We start from the raw sequence: 13,881 nt of genomic DNA, 5'->3' as shown, positions 1-13,881 counted from the left end.
CCCAGGCTTCTCGTCTGGGCGGGGTTGTAGCCTTCCCCGTATGCGTTCTCCCCGTTTGCGTGCTCGCCGGGTGGCGGCTTTCGCCGTGATCATGGCGGGTGCGCTCGCCCTCTCCGCCTGCTTCCCGTCGTGGTTGTTCGATCGGTCGGGTACTGCGGTCGACTCCAGTACGCGCGAAGAGGTGGCGCCGGATCTCACCGAGTTCTACCACCAGAGCGTCACGTGGTCGGAGTGCGAGCGAGACCTGTTGTGCGCGACGGTCGCAGCACCACTGTCGTGGGAGGAACCGACCGCTGGCCGCATCGATCTTGCGGTCGTCAAGCGCGAGGCGACGGGGCGCTCGCAGGGGTCGCTTTTTGTGAATCCCGGTGGCCCCGGCGGTTCGGGGTGGGATTACGTCGCCTACAGCTCGTTCCCGGGCCTCGAGCGCGACTTTGACATGGTGGGCTGGGACCCTCGCGGCGTTGGCCAATCTTCCGCGGTCACGTGTTACACGGATGACGCGGACCGCGACGAATTTCTCTACGGAACGTACGACAGCGCCTACGAGACGGAGGGCTGGATCGACGAGCTCACCGCGGTGGCCGAGGACTACGCGCAGGCCTGCCTCACCGGCACGGGCGACCTTCTGGCCAATATCGACACCGTGAGCACAGCGCGCGACCTCGACCTTCTCCGCGCGGTTCTCGGCAACGAGAAACTCAACTACCTCGGTTACTCCTACGGCACGAAGATCGGTGCCACCTACGCCGAGCTTTACCCGCAGAAGGTCGGGCGTATGGTGCTCGATGGCGCGGTTGATCCCCTCCTGAGTGACTTCGAGGGGCTCAAGACTCAAATGGTCGGCTTCGAGAACGCCTTCCGCGCCTACCTCACCGACTGTCTCTCGGCATCGGGATGCCCGTTCTCCGGCGACCTCGATCAGGCGCTGGTGCAGGCACGCACCCTCATCGAGAGCGCTGGCACGGCGGGTCTCGTCGCGGCAGACGGCCGCGAACTCGACGAGGCCACGATCGGTACCGCCGTCGCCCTCAACCTGTACTCCGAGGGCTACTGGCCGTCGATGACCCAGATGTTCGAGGATCTCGCGGCGGGTGACTCAGAGTCGGCGTTCTCCTCGGCCGATCAGTACAACTCTCGACTCCCCGGGGGCGGTTACTCGGGCAACTCGACGGACGTGTACCAGGCGGTGACGTGCGCCGATGGCGACTTCCTCGACGATCCGGCCTCGACGCTTGAGCGTGTCGCCGAGATCGACGCCGCCGCCCCCACGATTGGCCGCTTCTTCACCTACGACGACTACGCGGTCTTGGACGTTCTGTGTACGAACTGGCCGGTTCCCGTCTCCGACCCGCCCGCGACCTACGACGCGGAGGGTGCCGCACCGATCCTCGTGATCGGCACGAGCAACGACCCGGCCACGCCGTACGCGTGGGCGCAGTCACTTGCCGACCAGCTCTCGAGCGGTGTGCTCATCAGTTACGAGGGTGAGGGGCACACCGTGTACAACCAGGGTGTCGCCTGCATCGACGACGTGGTGGACGAGTACTTCATCCGCGGTGTTGTTCCGGCATCCGACCCGCTCTGCTGAGTCGTTGACGGGCCGCCGACACGGCGGCGGGTACCGTAGTCCGCATGGGATTCCGGGCGTGGCTGGCTGAACGCTTCGTGACGGTCGACGCCATCTACGGTCTCATCCTGTTCGCGGCGCTCATCGCGGCGGTGTCCGACGAGGATTCCCACCCGGTCGAGGTGTTGTTCCTGTCGGTCTTCTCGCTCGTCATCTTCTGGGGAGCCCACGTTTACGCGGGCACGATTGTCAATCACGTCGCCAAGTCGCCGCTGCATTCGGCGATCTGGCGCGCGATGAAGCACTCGAACGGCATGCTGTGGGCGTCCATCCTTCCCTCGATCCCTCTCGTGCTCGGAGCCTTCCATGTGCTCGCCGACGACGATGCGGTCGATCTGGCTCTGCTCATCGTCACCGTCCAACTCGGTGTTCTGGGTTTCGTGGCCCTCACGCAACGCGGCGCCAATGTGGCGGTGCGTATCTTTGGGGCGATCGGCTCCGCCATCTTCGGTTTGATCATCATCGCGCTCAACGCGGCCGTTCACTGATCGGGTCGTCGTGATCTCGCGCCCCCTCACTGCACTCTTCGCCGCCCTCGAGGCGCTCCTCGTGGTGGCGATCGGCCTCGCAATCCCTCTCGTTCCGCTGAGCATCCAGTGGGTTGTGCAATTCGGCTTCGGCCCCGACTGGTTGATCTTCTGGCGCACGGCGGTCGACATCTGGCTCCTCGGTCACGGTGTGGATGTCACGTTCACCCTCGATCCCGCCATCGCGGGCGCTCTCGGCCTCCCGGGTGCCGACCAGCCGTTCACCGTGTCCATCGCGGCGCTCGGGATCGGGATGCTCACCGCGCTGCTCGGTGTCCGCGCCGGGTTCCGGGTGGCCGAGACGGCGTACCGGGGGATGGGCTTCCTCGTCACGGTCAGCACTTTTGTCGTGGCATCCGTCGTTCTCGCCGCTTCCGCTCTCGAACCGATGGCGCGACCCTCTCTCGTGCAGGCGGCGGTACTGCCGGTGCTGTTCTTCGGCGGCGGTGTGCTCATCGCGAGGGTGTTCGTCTCGAAGGAACTGCCCCCAGCTCCGCGACGTGTGCGCATTCTCGAGGCCGTTCCTCAGGTCGTGCGCGACCTCGTCTCCATGTCCTTCCGCGGCGGAGCAGCCATCGCCGCCCTGCTCTTTGCGGCATCCGCGGTGATCACCACCATCGCGATCGTCACGTCGTACGCCGACATCATCACCCTCTACGAGAGCCTCCACACGGACGTGCTCGGTGGTGTACTCGTGACCCTCGGTCAGCTTGCGCTCGCTCCCGTCGCCGTCATCTGGACGGCGAGCTGGTTGGTTGGCCCAGGCTTCGCCGTCGGCACGGGGTCGCTCGTGAGTCCGCTCGGCACAAGCGTCGGGCCGATTCCCGCGATACCCCTTCTCGGTGCGCTCCCGTCCGGGGATGCGCCCTTCGCCTTCGTGGGGCTGCTGGTGCCGCTCCTGTCGGCGTTCCTCGTGGGGGCGTGGTTCGGGCCGGGCATCCGTCGGCGCTTCGAGGGATACCGCGTGCTCGTCGCATCCGTCGGAATGGGGCTGGCCGCCGGGCTGATCATCGGTGTTCTCGCGTGGCTCGCCTCCGGCGGTGCCGGGCCGGGTCGGCTCGCGGATGTCGGGCCGAACGCCATCGCGGTCGGTGGGGTAGCGGCCATCCTGTGCTCGGTGGCTGCATCGGTCGGCGTCGCCGCCTCGGGCAGACTGCCGCGCAGGGAGTCGCGCACGCCCTAGGCTGGGTTGGTGCTCACGCTCGTAGTCCTCATTTCGGGTGGCGGCTCCAACCTCCGCGCCCTTCTCGAAGCGGCGGAGGACGCGGAGTTCCCCGCTCGTGTCGTCGCCGTCGGAGCCGATCGGCCCGCCGACGGGTTCGAGCATGCCGAGCATTTCGGAATCCCCACCTTCTCCGTCGTGCGCTCGACGTTCGACAGTCGCGAGGCGTGGGGGGATGAGCTCCTCGAGCAGATTCGACAGTGGGAGCCCGACCTCGTTGTGCTCAGCGGCTTCATGACGCTCCTGCCGGCCGCGGTCGTGGATGCTCTCGCACCGAACCTCATCAACACGCACCCCGCCTACCTTCCCGAGTTCCCGGGAGCGCACGCCGTGCGGGATGCCATCGAGGCCGGGGCGACGCAGACCGGCGCGAGCGTGATCGTTGTCGACAACGGTGTCGATACCGGCCCGATCATCGTCCAGGAGCGCATTCCCGTGTTGCCGGGTGACACCGAGGCCGAACTCCACGAGCGCATCAAACCCGTCGAGCGGCGCCTGCTCATCCAGACCGTTCTCGACATCGCCAACAATCCACGCCTGCTAGAGGAGCTGTAGTGTCCGGCCCCACCCACGATCCCGCCAGCTACCGCGAACGGGACGTCATCCCCATCCGTCGCGCCCTCGTCTCCGTGAGCGACAAAACCGACCTCGTGGAGCTCGCCACGGCACTTGTCGGTGCTGGAGTGCAGATCGTGTCGACGGGGTCGACAGCGAGCACAATTCGGGATGCCGGGCTCGCGGTCACCGAGGTCGCCGAGGTCACGGGGTTCCCCGAGTCTCTCGACGGACGAGTCCGCACGCTGCACCCCTCCATTCACGGCGGTCTCCTCGCCGACCTGCGCCTCGAATCGCACGAGAACGAGCTGCGCGAGATGGGTATCGAGCCGTTCGAGCTCGTCGTCTCCAACCTCTACCCGTTCGTTCAGACCGTCGCATCCGGCGCAGCACCGAACGACGTGATCGAGCAGATCGACATCGGGGGGCCCGCTCTCGTGCGTGCCTCGGCGAAAAACCACGCGAACGTCGCCATCGTCACCTCGCCCGCGAGCTACCCGCAGGTGCTCAAGGCACTCACGCTCGGTGGCACGACCCTCGCTCAGCGTCGACGACTCGCGGCGGAAGCATTCGCCCACACTGCCGCGTACGACACCGCCGTCGCCGAGTATTTCGCGACGAACGTTGCGCGCCCCGGCACCTCCGAAGCCCCGGGGTCATGGTCCGAGAACATCGCCGTGACCGCGGACCTCGCGACGCCGCTGCGTTACGGCGAGAACTCCCACCAGAGCGCGGCGCTCTACCGCATCGCCGGAGCACCGGGCATCGCGCACGCGACCCAGCACGGTGGCAAGGAGATGTCGTACAACAACTACGTCGACGCCGATGCGGCGCTGCGTGCGGCCTACGATCACGACGGACCTGCGGTAGCGATCATCAAACACGCCAACCCGTGCGGCATCGCAACCGCGCCGACCCTCGCCGAGGCCCATGCTGCCGCTCACGCGTGTGACCCGGTTTCCGCGTTTGGCGGCGTCATCGCCGCCAACCGCCCGATTGACCGCGCGACCGCCGAGTCGATCGCGCCGATCTTCACCGAGGTTGTTGTCGCTCCCGGTTTCGAGGCCGGCGCACTCGAGGTGCTTCAGGCCAAGAAGAACCTGAGACTGCTCGAAGTGCCGGGCGGCTGGCCCGCCCCGCAGCGCGGACAGGCGGAGATCCGGCAGATCTCCGGTGGTCTCCTCGCGCAAGAACCCGATTCCCACTTCGCTCCCGCGAGCGATTGGTCCCTCGTCGCGGGAGAGGCGGCGGATGCCGCGACCCTGGCCGACCTCGAGTTCGCCTGGCGTGCCGTCCGCGCCGTGAAGTCCAACGCCATCCTTCTGGCGAGTGGCGGGGCCTCCGTCGGTGTCGGAATGGGGCAGGTCAATCGTGTCGACTCCTGCCGGTTGGCGGTGACCCGCGCGGGTGATCGTGCCGCGGGCTCGGTTGCTGCATCCGACGCGTTCTTCCCGTTCGCTGACGGACTTCAGATTCTGCTCGACGCGGGTGTCCGCGCCGTGGTTCAGCCGGGCGGGTCGATCCGCGACGAGGAGGTCATCGCCGCCGCTGCACAGGCGGGCGTGACCATGTACTTCACGGGTGAGCGGCACTTCTTCCACTGATCGTGCGGTGGGTCCCATAGGACATACTGATGACATGACGAATAGTCGTGAACCTGACCACCTCAGGGGGCCCGCGGGTGCACGACGTGGCCCGGTCGTCTTGGCGATCCTTCTTTCAGTGCTCGTGTTGGCGGGAGTCATTGTCGCACTCGTCTTCTTCACCAGCGGCAACGCAGACCCGGCGCCGACGACAGGTCCTTCGCCGTCCGCAACGGTGGCGCCGACACCCACTCCGGCGCCAACTCCGAGTGCGTCGACCGACCCGAGCGCGAGTTGGACGTTCGAATCGGGTTCGTTCGGCCCAATCACTTTGGGCGGGGACGGGGTGCAAACGGGTGCCAACCTCGGTTGGGCGCCGTCCACGGCCTCCGAATGCTTCACCGTGCAACGAAGCATTTCTGGGGTCGTCGACCCGGTCGACCCGCGCTGGGTGATCGGGTATGGCGCATTCACAGACGGTCGCGGCATTCAATGGATCGATCTCAGATCGGTTGGAAACGTCGGGAGCTTGTCTCCGGATGCTCCCCGAACGAACCGCGGGATCGGAATCGGCTCGACGGAGGACGAACTCGTTGCGGCGTATCCCGAGGCCATCGTCACGACGGACACCGGGTCGTATCGCGAGTATGCGGTTGCTGCTGGCGACGGCACCTACCTGCATTTTGGATTAGGAACCGACCTCGTTGTCTTCCGACTGATCACCGACTCACTAGCCGACTCGGCTTCGGGCTCTTACGGGTGTTGATGGCTGAGCGACGGCAGACCTTGACACCGGCGATCAGCGACGGTCGACTGGGTGTATGAGCGATTCGACATCCATCCCCGAAGAGAAGCCAACCGACCTCGGCGACGGCTGGGTCGAGAAGGACGGCGACGTCGTGCCCGACGAGGCCGAGGAGATTCTGCCTCAGGCCGAGCCGACCGAGGGTCAGGCACCGCTGCCCTAACGATCTCCGCGCTTAGGCGAGTCTGGTGACGAGAAGCGCCACCAGGAGGGCAACCACCACCGTGTTGAAGGCGAACGAAATGAGGCTGTTCACGAGCACGATTCGCCGTGCGCGCGACGAGGTCACGACGACGTCCGAGGTGCCGAGCGAGGTCGCCACCATGACGGCGAGGTAGAGGAAGTCGCTGAAGACGGGGCGGTCCTCGCCCGGGAACTGCAGTCCTCCGGCGGTTGCGTACTCGCGCGCGTAACGTACGGCGTAGGACGACACGGTCATGGCGAGCGAGGAGACCACAACCGCGATCCCCGACCAGGCGACGAGCGGATGTGTCGCCACTTCGCCGCGGAACAGCAGCGTCGCGACCGCGACCACCGCGATGAGTGAACCGGTGACCGCCCAACTCGTGGCGCCACCGCCATTGATGAATGCGAGAATGCGCGCCCGCGCGGTTCGTGTCGCCGTACCCACGAGCCAGTGCCGCAGCTGTGATGCATCCGCTCGCAGGAACGTCGCGAGGGTCAACGTGGTGGTGGCCACGCCGATGGTCGTCCAGGACAGGAAGAGTGTTGTGATGACGAGCGAGGTCTGATCCCAGGGGCTCGCGGCCAGGTACAGCACGATCGGAATGCCGAGGGATGCCAGCACGGCTATCGCGAGAACCGCGTATCCTCGCACGACGTCCGAGGCGAATCGAGGGGTACGGGCGTGGGCGTCCATCCGTTCACCCTACGTGCGGCACCACTATTGCCGTACTACTTGCGAGACGAAAGAATCCCGTCGCCCTGTGGTCACCGAACGGTCACTCCGGGTTTGCGCGCCGTCACCAGTGTTGAGAGGTTCCCACAACGTAAGGACCCCTCGCATGACTTTGCTTCGCACCCTTTCCGCGGTTGCGGTGACGACGGTTGTCGCCTCGACCCTCTTCGGAACGGCGGCGATGGCAGCGCCCCTCGCTGTCACCTCCGTCAGTGCATCCGACGCCACCCCCGAGCGTGTTGTTCTGACCCCGCCGCAGGACCCCTCGACCAGCCAATCCTTCACGTGGCGCACGGGCGGTGACGTTACCGACGGCACCGTGTGGATCCGTGAGGTCGGTGCCACGACGTGGCGCACGGCCGCCGCGTACGCCAACGAACCTCTCATGACCGGGTCGTTCGCAACTCGCACCCACTCGGCCACTGTTGACCAGCTCACGCCCGGCACGGAGTATGAGTACCAGGTGGGAACGGACGCCGCGAAGTCGGCCACCTACCGGTTCACGACCGCGGGCACACCCGGTGATCCGTTCACCTTCATCTACTTCGGCGATGCCCAGAACGACATCGCGGCCAAGTGGTCGCCCGTCGTCGATCAGGCGTACGAGCGGTACCCGGATGCCGTCGGAACCGTCAACGCGGGCGACCTCATCAACAACTCCGACCGCGATAGCGAATGGACGGAATGGTTCGGAGCCATGGACGGCTACAGCCAGACCACCAATGTGATCGCGGCGCCCGGCAACCACGAATACAGCGGTGACGAGTTCCTCAAGGTCTGGAAGTCGAACTTCGAGTACGACGCCAACGGACCCCAGTGGGACGGCAATGAGGGCACAACCGACGCGCAGAAGCAGGAGGCCGCGTACCGCCAGCAGATGCAGATCGCGCTCGACGAGACCGCGTACTACACCGACTACCAGGGTGTGCGCTTCATCTCCCTCAATGCGAGCCGCAGCCAGGCCATCGCCCTCATGACCCCCGATGTGCTGCCGCCGTGCCTCATCGGATGCCCGAACCCGACCGAGCTGTGGCTGCAAGTTCAGGCGGAGTGGCTCGACAGCATCCTCGCAAACAACCCCAACCAGTGGGCAGTCGCCGTCTTCCACCAGCCCGTTTTCTCGACGGCGACCGGTCGTGACGAAGCCGACGTGCGCGCCGCGTGGCTCCCCGTCTTCCAGCGCAACGACATCGATCTCGTGCTCATGGGCCACGACCACACCTACGCGCGCGGATACGTGAACGAGGATGCGACGGCCACCCCGGGCGTCACGACGGGACCCGTCTACGCCGTGAGCGTGTCCGGCCCGAAGTACTACGACCAGCAGCCGGAGGACAACAACGTCTGGACCCAGAACGGCGCGACCCAGGTCACGCGCGCGGGCTACACGTCGACCTTCCAGGGCATCACCGTCTCCGGCAACACCCTGCGCTACGAGTCGATCGTTGCTGCCAAGTGGGGAACCGGCGACGAGGAGTCGACCACGGATGTACCGATCGGCGGCACCCTCGACGCCTTCACCATCACGAAGTACAGCGACGGCTCCAAGTACGTGACCGAGGACGGTGTCGCGATTCCTGGCCCCGGCGCGGGGCCCGGCCCGGTCGACCCGGGCACGCCGACGACGCCGGAGGAGCCTGCGGGTACGCCGGCCAAAGTCGATCTCGGCTTCCAGAAGATCGGGGAGCTCGCATCCGCGCTTTCCGGGCCGTCGGCGCTCGATGAGACCAAGGGGATTCTCTGGGTGAGCGACAAAGCTTCGGGCAGCGTCGGCCGAGTGAACGGTGTCGACATCGGGACAGGTGACATCGTCGGCACGTTCGACGTCGGCGGACCGGTCATCGACCTGAGCTTCGATGCATCGCTCTCGGGGATCGTCGCCGCGTACTCGACGGGCAGCGGCACCGCAGCCAACGGCTACTCGACTGCGGCGGGAAGCCTCGGTGAGCCGCTCCTCGACGATCCCATCGTGCTGCCGTACTCGATCACCGGAATCGGAATAGATTCCGGCTCGGGCATTGTCTACTTCTCCCTCTCTGTCGGTGTGATCCTCGCGATCGATGCGGAGGAGGGCGAAATCGTCGGACAGTACCCGGTGGGCGCAGGCGTCGGGCGGATGCGTGTCGATCCCGCGACGGGCAACCTCTACGTTCTCTTCACCGGTCAGTCCTCCAGCGAACTCCGGATCCTCGCCGGACGCAGTGGCATGACCCAGCTCGGTACCTACACGCTCGACGCTGGCGCAGCTGGTGTGTCCGTCGACCCGAAGGCCGGTCTCGCGATCGTCGGTCACACGGCGGGCGGTTTCACGGCGGTCGATGTGCTCGCGGGCACGGCGACACGCTTCGCGGACGCCGCTTTCGGATCGGGAGTGACCTCGGTTTCGACCCACGCGGGCCAGGGTGTCGTCTACGTCACGACGCCGACAGGGGTGATCGTGGTCGGACGTGAGCAGGCACCGCGCATCACGTCGTCGCCGAGCCGGGCCGCCATCGAATCGACGGCCACCACCGAACTCTCGGCGAGCGCCTGGGCGGTGCCCGCCGCCGACGTCCAGTGGCAGCTGCGTGCGCCCGGAACGTCGGAGTGGATCGACCTCGACGGCGAGAACACGACGGACCTCACCGTGTCGGGTCTCGCGACCGGCGTGCAGTACCGCGCCGACTTCACCAACGAGATCGGTGGCGAGCGGTACTCGACGGTCTCGGCAACGGCAACGGTGTGGTCGACGGCCCCGGATGCTGCCCCGCAGCCCATCACGCCGACGAGCGCCAACAAGGGCTCCGGCATCACGGCGACCGTCACCGGCGGAGTGATCACGGTGAATGTCGATCGGAGCTGGAACGGGCTGTGGGTCGGAGCCTACGTGCACTCGGATCCCGTGTTCGCGGGGTGGCACGTTGTCACCGACGGCACGTTCGCACTGCCCGTCCCAGCCGGTCTCACGGGTAACCACCGTGTTGCCCTGCATGACGCGAACGGCGACATCCTCGGGTGGGTGCAGGTGAGCATCCCGACTGCGGGAGGCTCTGCTGCGCCAGGCCCCCAGGCGCTCGCATCGACGGGCAGCTCGATGGAGGGCATCCTCGCGCTCGCGGCGCTTCTGCTGCTGGGTGGCGCGACGGTTGTGATCGCGCGTCGGCGGCGTGCCAACGCCTAGAGTCGCTCGCTGAGCGGATGGCCGCACCAGGGCCGTTCGGACCCGCACACCGCGGGTGCCGAACGGCCCTTCGGCGCGCAGCCCGTTCATAGACTCTGGCCGCTAGGGTGGCGGAATGCACACGCGCCCTCTCAGTTTCAGCCGTCGCCTCTCCGCCTCCGTCATCACCGGAGTTGTGTCGGCGCTCGCCGTTCACGTGGCGGTTGTCCTCGTCTTTTTTGTCACCAACGGCGCGACGGGTGAGAACCTCATCGCGCTCAACAACTACTTCATCGTGGGGAGCGTCATCCTCGCGGGGCTGTTTGTTGTGGCGGGTCTGATCGGTGCCTTCCGCACGTGGTGGGGAGCGGCAATCGCGGGGCTTGTCGCCGGCCTCCTCGCGAGCACGCTCGGAGTTGTCATCGCGGTGCTGGGCTTCGGTCAGGGCTGGAGCGAGCAGGCGACGCAGTTCCTCCTCACCACGCTCGTCGGCACCAACCTCGTGCTCGAGATCGCGGCCATCGTTGTCGCCGTCACGCTCGGACGTTCGCTCTGGCGCCTCGTGACGACGTGGAAGCGGGACATCCAGCGCCGCGTCGCGCTCGTTCGTCCGCCGTCGTCGCGACTCGACGAAGGTGAGCTCACGCACCTCGAGCGCACACCCGTCGACCACGAGCTCGCCGAGCGCCAGTGGGACGGGTACGTTGCAGCGCTGGCCGCCGAAGGTTTCGAGGTGCTCGACGTGGCGGCGGCAGACGACCTGCCCGACTCGGTGTTCGTCGAAGACACCGTGGTGATCTTCGATGACCTCGCCGTCATCACAAGCCCCGGAGTCGAGAGTCGCCGCGGCGAGGTCGACGACGTTCGCGAAACCGTGGCATCCCTCGGTCTGCGTGTTGAGGAGATCAGCGCACCGGGCACCCTCGACGGTGGGGACGTTCTCAAGGTGGGCACCACCATCTACGTCGGCAGCGGCGGCCGGACCAATGGCGAGGGCATCCGTCAGCTGCGCGAGATCCTCGTGCCGCTCGGCTACCGCGTTGTGGGTGTGCCGGTGAAGAAAGTGCTGCACCTCAAGAGCGCCGTCACGGCGCTGCCGGACGGCACGGTCATCGGCCACAAGAGCCTGGTCGAGCATCCGGGAATCTTCGACCGGTTCCTCGCGGTGCCCGAAGTGCACGGGTCGGCAGTAGTTGTGCTTTCGCACGACGCGGTACTCATCTCGGCCTCGGCACCGAAGACGGCAGCGCTCCTCGAGAGCCTCGGATACCGCGTTGTGCCCGTCGAGGTGAGCGAGTTCGAAAAGCTCGAGGGATGCGTGACGTGCCTCTCGGTGCGCATCCGCTAGCGACCTAGGGGCGGTACCTCGCCGCGGCGAGATCAACACGAATCCCCGCCGCGCCGTCGACGAGCGGGGTGCCCTCCTCGCGGAAGTGCTCGAGCGCACGAGCCTCGTGACCCGTCGCCGGATGCCCGCTCGCACGCACAACGCGCCACCACGGAACCTCGTGCCCGAAGTGGGCCATCGTGCGACCCACGGCGCGTGCCGCGCGGGAGCCCACCGCCGCGGCCACATCCCCGTACGTCATGACCCGGCCTGCCGGAATGTCCTCCACGACGGCGAGCACACGCTCCGTGAAGTCGTCGCCGCTATTCACCGTGACGGAGCGCCGCGCTAGAGCGTGAGGACGCCGAGGTTCTCGCCGTACTGGGTCTGCTGGGTGATGACGAAGCCAAGGTGGAGGAAGAACTCCTCCGGCCCGTCGTCTCCCGGCTCCCACAGGGCAGTCAGTTGCGTGAACCCGCGGCTCTTGGCTTCGTCGGCGAGAGCCCGCACTGCGAAGGAGCCAATGCCCTTGCCCTGGTTCTCCGCGCCGACGGAAACGCGCCACACGCAGCTGCGGAATTCCTCCTGCACGGCATCCGGATCGAAGTTGCCTCGGATGAAACCCACCACATGGTCTCCGTCGAGAACAACACGCGGCCACGACGTTGCGGGGTTCACGTAACTGTCAGCGATGGCATAGGTGGGAGGCGTGACGAATTGCTCCTGACCAGGTCGGAGGGTCAGGTTGTTCGCGGCGACGATCGTGGTCGCCGACAGTTCCTCAAGTCTCAGCTCGCCCATGCGACCAGGCTAACCTGCCGACCTGGGATGCGGTAAACTATCTTGACATCAAGATACTTTTGGCACCGAGTAGGCTGTCCACGGCCACGAACTAAGGAGACCAGCTTGTCCAAGATCACGGTAGAAGGAACCGTCGTCGAACTCGACGGCGACGAGATGACACGCATCATCTGGCAGAAGATCAAGGACACCCTAATCCACCCCTACCTCGACGTGAAGCTCGAGTACTACGACCTCGGCATCGAAAACCGCGACGCAACCGACGACCAGGTCACCATCGATGCGGCCCACGCCATCCAGCGTCACGGAGTCGGCGTCAAGTGCGCCACCATCACCCCCGACGAGGCCCGCGTCGAAGAGTTCGGCCTCAAAAAGATGTGGAAGTCGCCCAACGGCACCATCCGCAACATCCTCGGCGGCGTCATCTTCCGCGAGCCCATCATCATCTCCAACATCCCGCGCCTCGTGCCCGGCTGGAACAAGCCCATCATCATCGGTCGTCACGCGTTCGGCGACCAGTACCGCGCCACCGATTTCGTCTTCAAGGGCAAAGGCAAGCTCACCGTCGAGTTCGTACCGGAAGACGGCTCCGAGCCGATGAAGTTCGAGGTCTACGACGCACCCGACGACGGCATCGCCCAGGTGCAGTACAACCAGGATGCCTCCATCCGCGACTTCGCACGGGCATCCCTCAACTACGGCCTCGCCCGCAACTACCCGGTGTACCTCTCCACCAAGAACACCATCCTCAAGGCCTACGACGGACGCTTCAAGGACATCTTCCAGGAGATCTTCGACACCGAGTTCAAGGAGAAGTTCGACGCCGCCGGCCTCACCTACGAGCACCGCCTCATCGACGACATGGTGGCCTCCGCCATGAAGTGGGAGGGCGGCTACGTCTGGGCGTGCAAGAACTACGACGGCGACGTGCAGTCCGACACCGTGGCCCAGGGCTTCGGATCGCTCGGCCTCATGACCTCCGTGCTCGCAACGCCCGACGGCAAGGTCGTCGAGGCCGAGGCAGCCCACGGCACGGTCACGCGTCACTACCGCCAGCACCAGGCGGGCAAGCCCACGTCGACCAACCCGATCGCCTCGATCTTCGCGTGGACCCGTGGGCTTGCCCACCGCGCCAAGCTGGACAACAACCCCGAGCTCGCCGCCTTCTCCGAGACGCTCGAGAACGTCGTCATCACGGCCGTCGAAGAGGGCCACATGACGAAGGACCTCGCGCTGCTCGTTGGGCCGGACCAGAAGTGGGAGACGACCGAGGAGTTCCTCGACACGCTCGACAAGGCACTCGCGGCGCGCCTGGCGTAGGCACCCTCCCGCTGGTTGAGGAGGCGCAAAGCGCCGTCTCGAAACCAGGCCCC

The 13,881-nt window shown here is 66.3% G+C and carries 13 protein-coding genes; 10 read left to right on the top strand and 3 right to left on the bottom strand.

What is annotated here, in order from left to right:
* Positions 1-40: 40 nt before the first annotated feature.
* Genes LH407_RS05155 through LH407_RS05125 form a run of 7 tightly spaced genes read left to right on the top strand, consistent with a single transcriptional unit; the run spans position 41 to position 6,485 of the window.
* Entirely contained in the window at positions 41-1,591 is a 1,551-nt protein-coding gene (locus tag LH407_RS05155) for an alpha/beta hydrolase (RefSeq protein ID WP_322132360.1), read from the top strand.
* 44 nt (positions 1,592-1,635) lie between these two features.
* Positions 1,636-2,118: a hypothetical protein gene (locus LH407_RS05150; RefSeq protein ID WP_322132361.1), complete on the top strand. Its 483-nt coding sequence runs from the start codon at positions 1,636-1,638 to the stop codon at positions 2,116-2,118.
* A 10-nt stretch (positions 2,119-2,128) separates the two neighbouring features.
* Positions 2,129-3,340, top strand: a complete 1,212-nt coding sequence (locus tag LH407_RS05145; protein WP_322132362.1) for a cell division protein PerM — start codon at positions 2,129-2,131, stop codon at positions 3,338-3,340.
* Positions 3,341-3,349: 9 nt separating this feature from the next.
* Positions 3,350-3,934, top strand: coding sequence for a phosphoribosylglycinamide formyltransferase (gene purN, locus LH407_RS05140; RefSeq protein WP_322132363.1), 585 nt, complete (start codon positions 3,350-3,352; stop codon positions 3,932-3,934).
* Positions 3,934-5,538 carry a bifunctional phosphoribosylaminoimidazolecarboxamide formyltransferase/IMP cyclohydrolase gene (gene purH / locus LH407_RS05135; protein ID WP_322132364.1) on the top strand — a complete coding sequence of 535 codons (1,605 nt, stop codon included), beginning with the start codon at positions 3,934-3,936 and terminating at the stop codon, positions 5,536-5,538. The genes purN and purH overlap by 1 nt, the downstream gene beginning before the upstream one ends.
* Before the next feature lie 34 nt (positions 5,539-5,572).
* Positions 5,573-6,283 (top strand): hypothetical protein, encoded by a 711-nt coding sequence (locus tag LH407_RS05130; RefSeq protein WP_322132365.1) that lies wholly within the window; start codon positions 5,573-5,575, stop codon positions 6,281-6,283.
* A gap of 55 nt (positions 6,284-6,338) precedes the next feature.
* A complete protein-coding gene (locus tag LH407_RS05125; protein WP_322132366.1) occupies positions 6,339-6,485 on the top strand; it encodes a hypothetical protein in 147 nt (48 codons plus the stop codon).
* A gap of 12 nt (positions 6,486-6,497) precedes the next feature.
* Here LH407_RS05125 and LH407_RS05120 read toward each other — a convergent pair whose 3' ends face one another.
* Positions 6,498-7,202, bottom strand: a complete 705-nt coding sequence (locus LH407_RS05120; protein ID WP_322132367.1) for a DUF1345 domain-containing protein — start codon at positions 7,200-7,202, stop codon at positions 6,498-6,500.
* 145 nt (positions 7,203-7,347) lie between these two features.
* On the opposite strand from LH407_RS05120, the gene LH407_RS05115 reads away from it, so the two are divergent.
* Both LH407_RS05115 and ddaH read left to right on the top strand, forming a co-directional pair.
* Entirely contained in the window at positions 7,348-10,401 is a 3,054-nt protein-coding gene (locus tag LH407_RS05115; RefSeq protein ID WP_322132368.1) for a fibronectin type III domain-containing protein, read from the top strand.
* 115 nt (positions 10,402-10,516) lie between these two features.
* Positions 10,517-11,728 (top strand): dimethylargininase, encoded by a 1,212-nt coding sequence (ddaH, locus tag LH407_RS05110; RefSeq protein ID WP_322132369.1) that lies wholly within the window; start codon positions 10,517-10,519, stop codon positions 11,726-11,728.
* Positions 11,729-11,732: 4 nt separating this feature from the next.
* Here the strand turns inward: ddaH and LH407_RS05105 are convergent, their stop codons facing one another.
* Positions 11,733-12,038 (bottom strand): MGMT family protein, encoded by a 306-nt coding sequence (locus tag LH407_RS05105; RefSeq protein WP_322132370.1) that lies wholly within the window; start codon positions 12,036-12,038, stop codon positions 11,733-11,735.
* Between the two features lie 17 nt (positions 12,039-12,055).
* Positions 12,056-12,508: a GNAT family N-acetyltransferase gene (locus LH407_RS05100; protein WP_322132371.1), complete on the bottom strand. Its 453-nt coding sequence runs from the start codon at positions 12,506-12,508 to the stop codon at positions 12,056-12,058.
* A gap of 105 nt (positions 12,509-12,613) precedes the next feature.
* Between LH407_RS05100 and LH407_RS05095 the strand changes: the two genes are divergently transcribed.
* Positions 12,614-13,828, top strand: coding sequence for an NADP-dependent isocitrate dehydrogenase (locus tag LH407_RS05095; RefSeq protein ID WP_322132372.1), 1,215 nt, complete (start codon positions 12,614-12,616; stop codon positions 13,826-13,828).
* Positions 13,829-13,881: the final 53 nt, after the last annotated feature.

Origin of the sequence: Antiquaquibacter oligotrophicus (genome assembly GCF_020535405.1) — a bacterium.
Classification (GTDB): domain Bacteria; phylum Actinomycetota; class Actinomycetes; order Actinomycetales; family Microbacteriaceae; genus Rhodoglobus; species Rhodoglobus oligotrophicus.
This window is presented reverse-complemented; position numbering and strand designations above follow the sequence as displayed.

Excerpts from the sequence above, each read along its gene's own strand:
- LH407_RS05130 (WP_322132365.1), top strand. The coding sequence starts at position 5,573 with ATGACGAATAGTCGTGAACCTGACCACCTCAGGGGGCCCGCGGGTGCA.
- LH407_RS05125 (WP_322132366.1), top strand. The coding sequence starts at position 6,339 with ATGAGCGATTCGACATCCATCCCCGAAGAGAAGCCAACCGACCTCGGC.
- LH407_RS05115 (WP_322132368.1), top strand. The coding sequence starts at position 7,348 with ATGACTTTGCTTCGCACCCTTTCCGCGGTTGCGGTGACGACGGTTGTC.
- LH407_RS05120 (WP_322132367.1), bottom strand. The coding sequence starts at position 7,202 with ATGGACGCCCACGCCCGTACCCCTCGATTCGCCTCGGACGTCGTGCGA.
- LH407_RS05150 (WP_322132361.1), top strand. The coding sequence starts at position 1,636 with ATGGGATTCCGGGCGTGGCTGGCTGAACGCTTCGTGACGGTCGACGCC.
- LH407_RS05100 (WP_322132371.1), bottom strand. The coding sequence starts at position 12,508 with ATGGGCGAGCTGAGACTTGAGGAACTGTCGGCGACCACGATCGTCGCC.
- LH407_RS05155 (WP_322132360.1), top strand. The coding sequence starts at position 41 with ATGCGTTCTCCCCGTTTGCGTGCTCGCCGGGTGGCGGCTTTCGCCGTG.
- ddaH (WP_322132369.1), top strand. The coding sequence starts at position 10,517 with ATGCACACGCGCCCTCTCAGTTTCAGCCGTCGCCTCTCCGCCTCCGTC.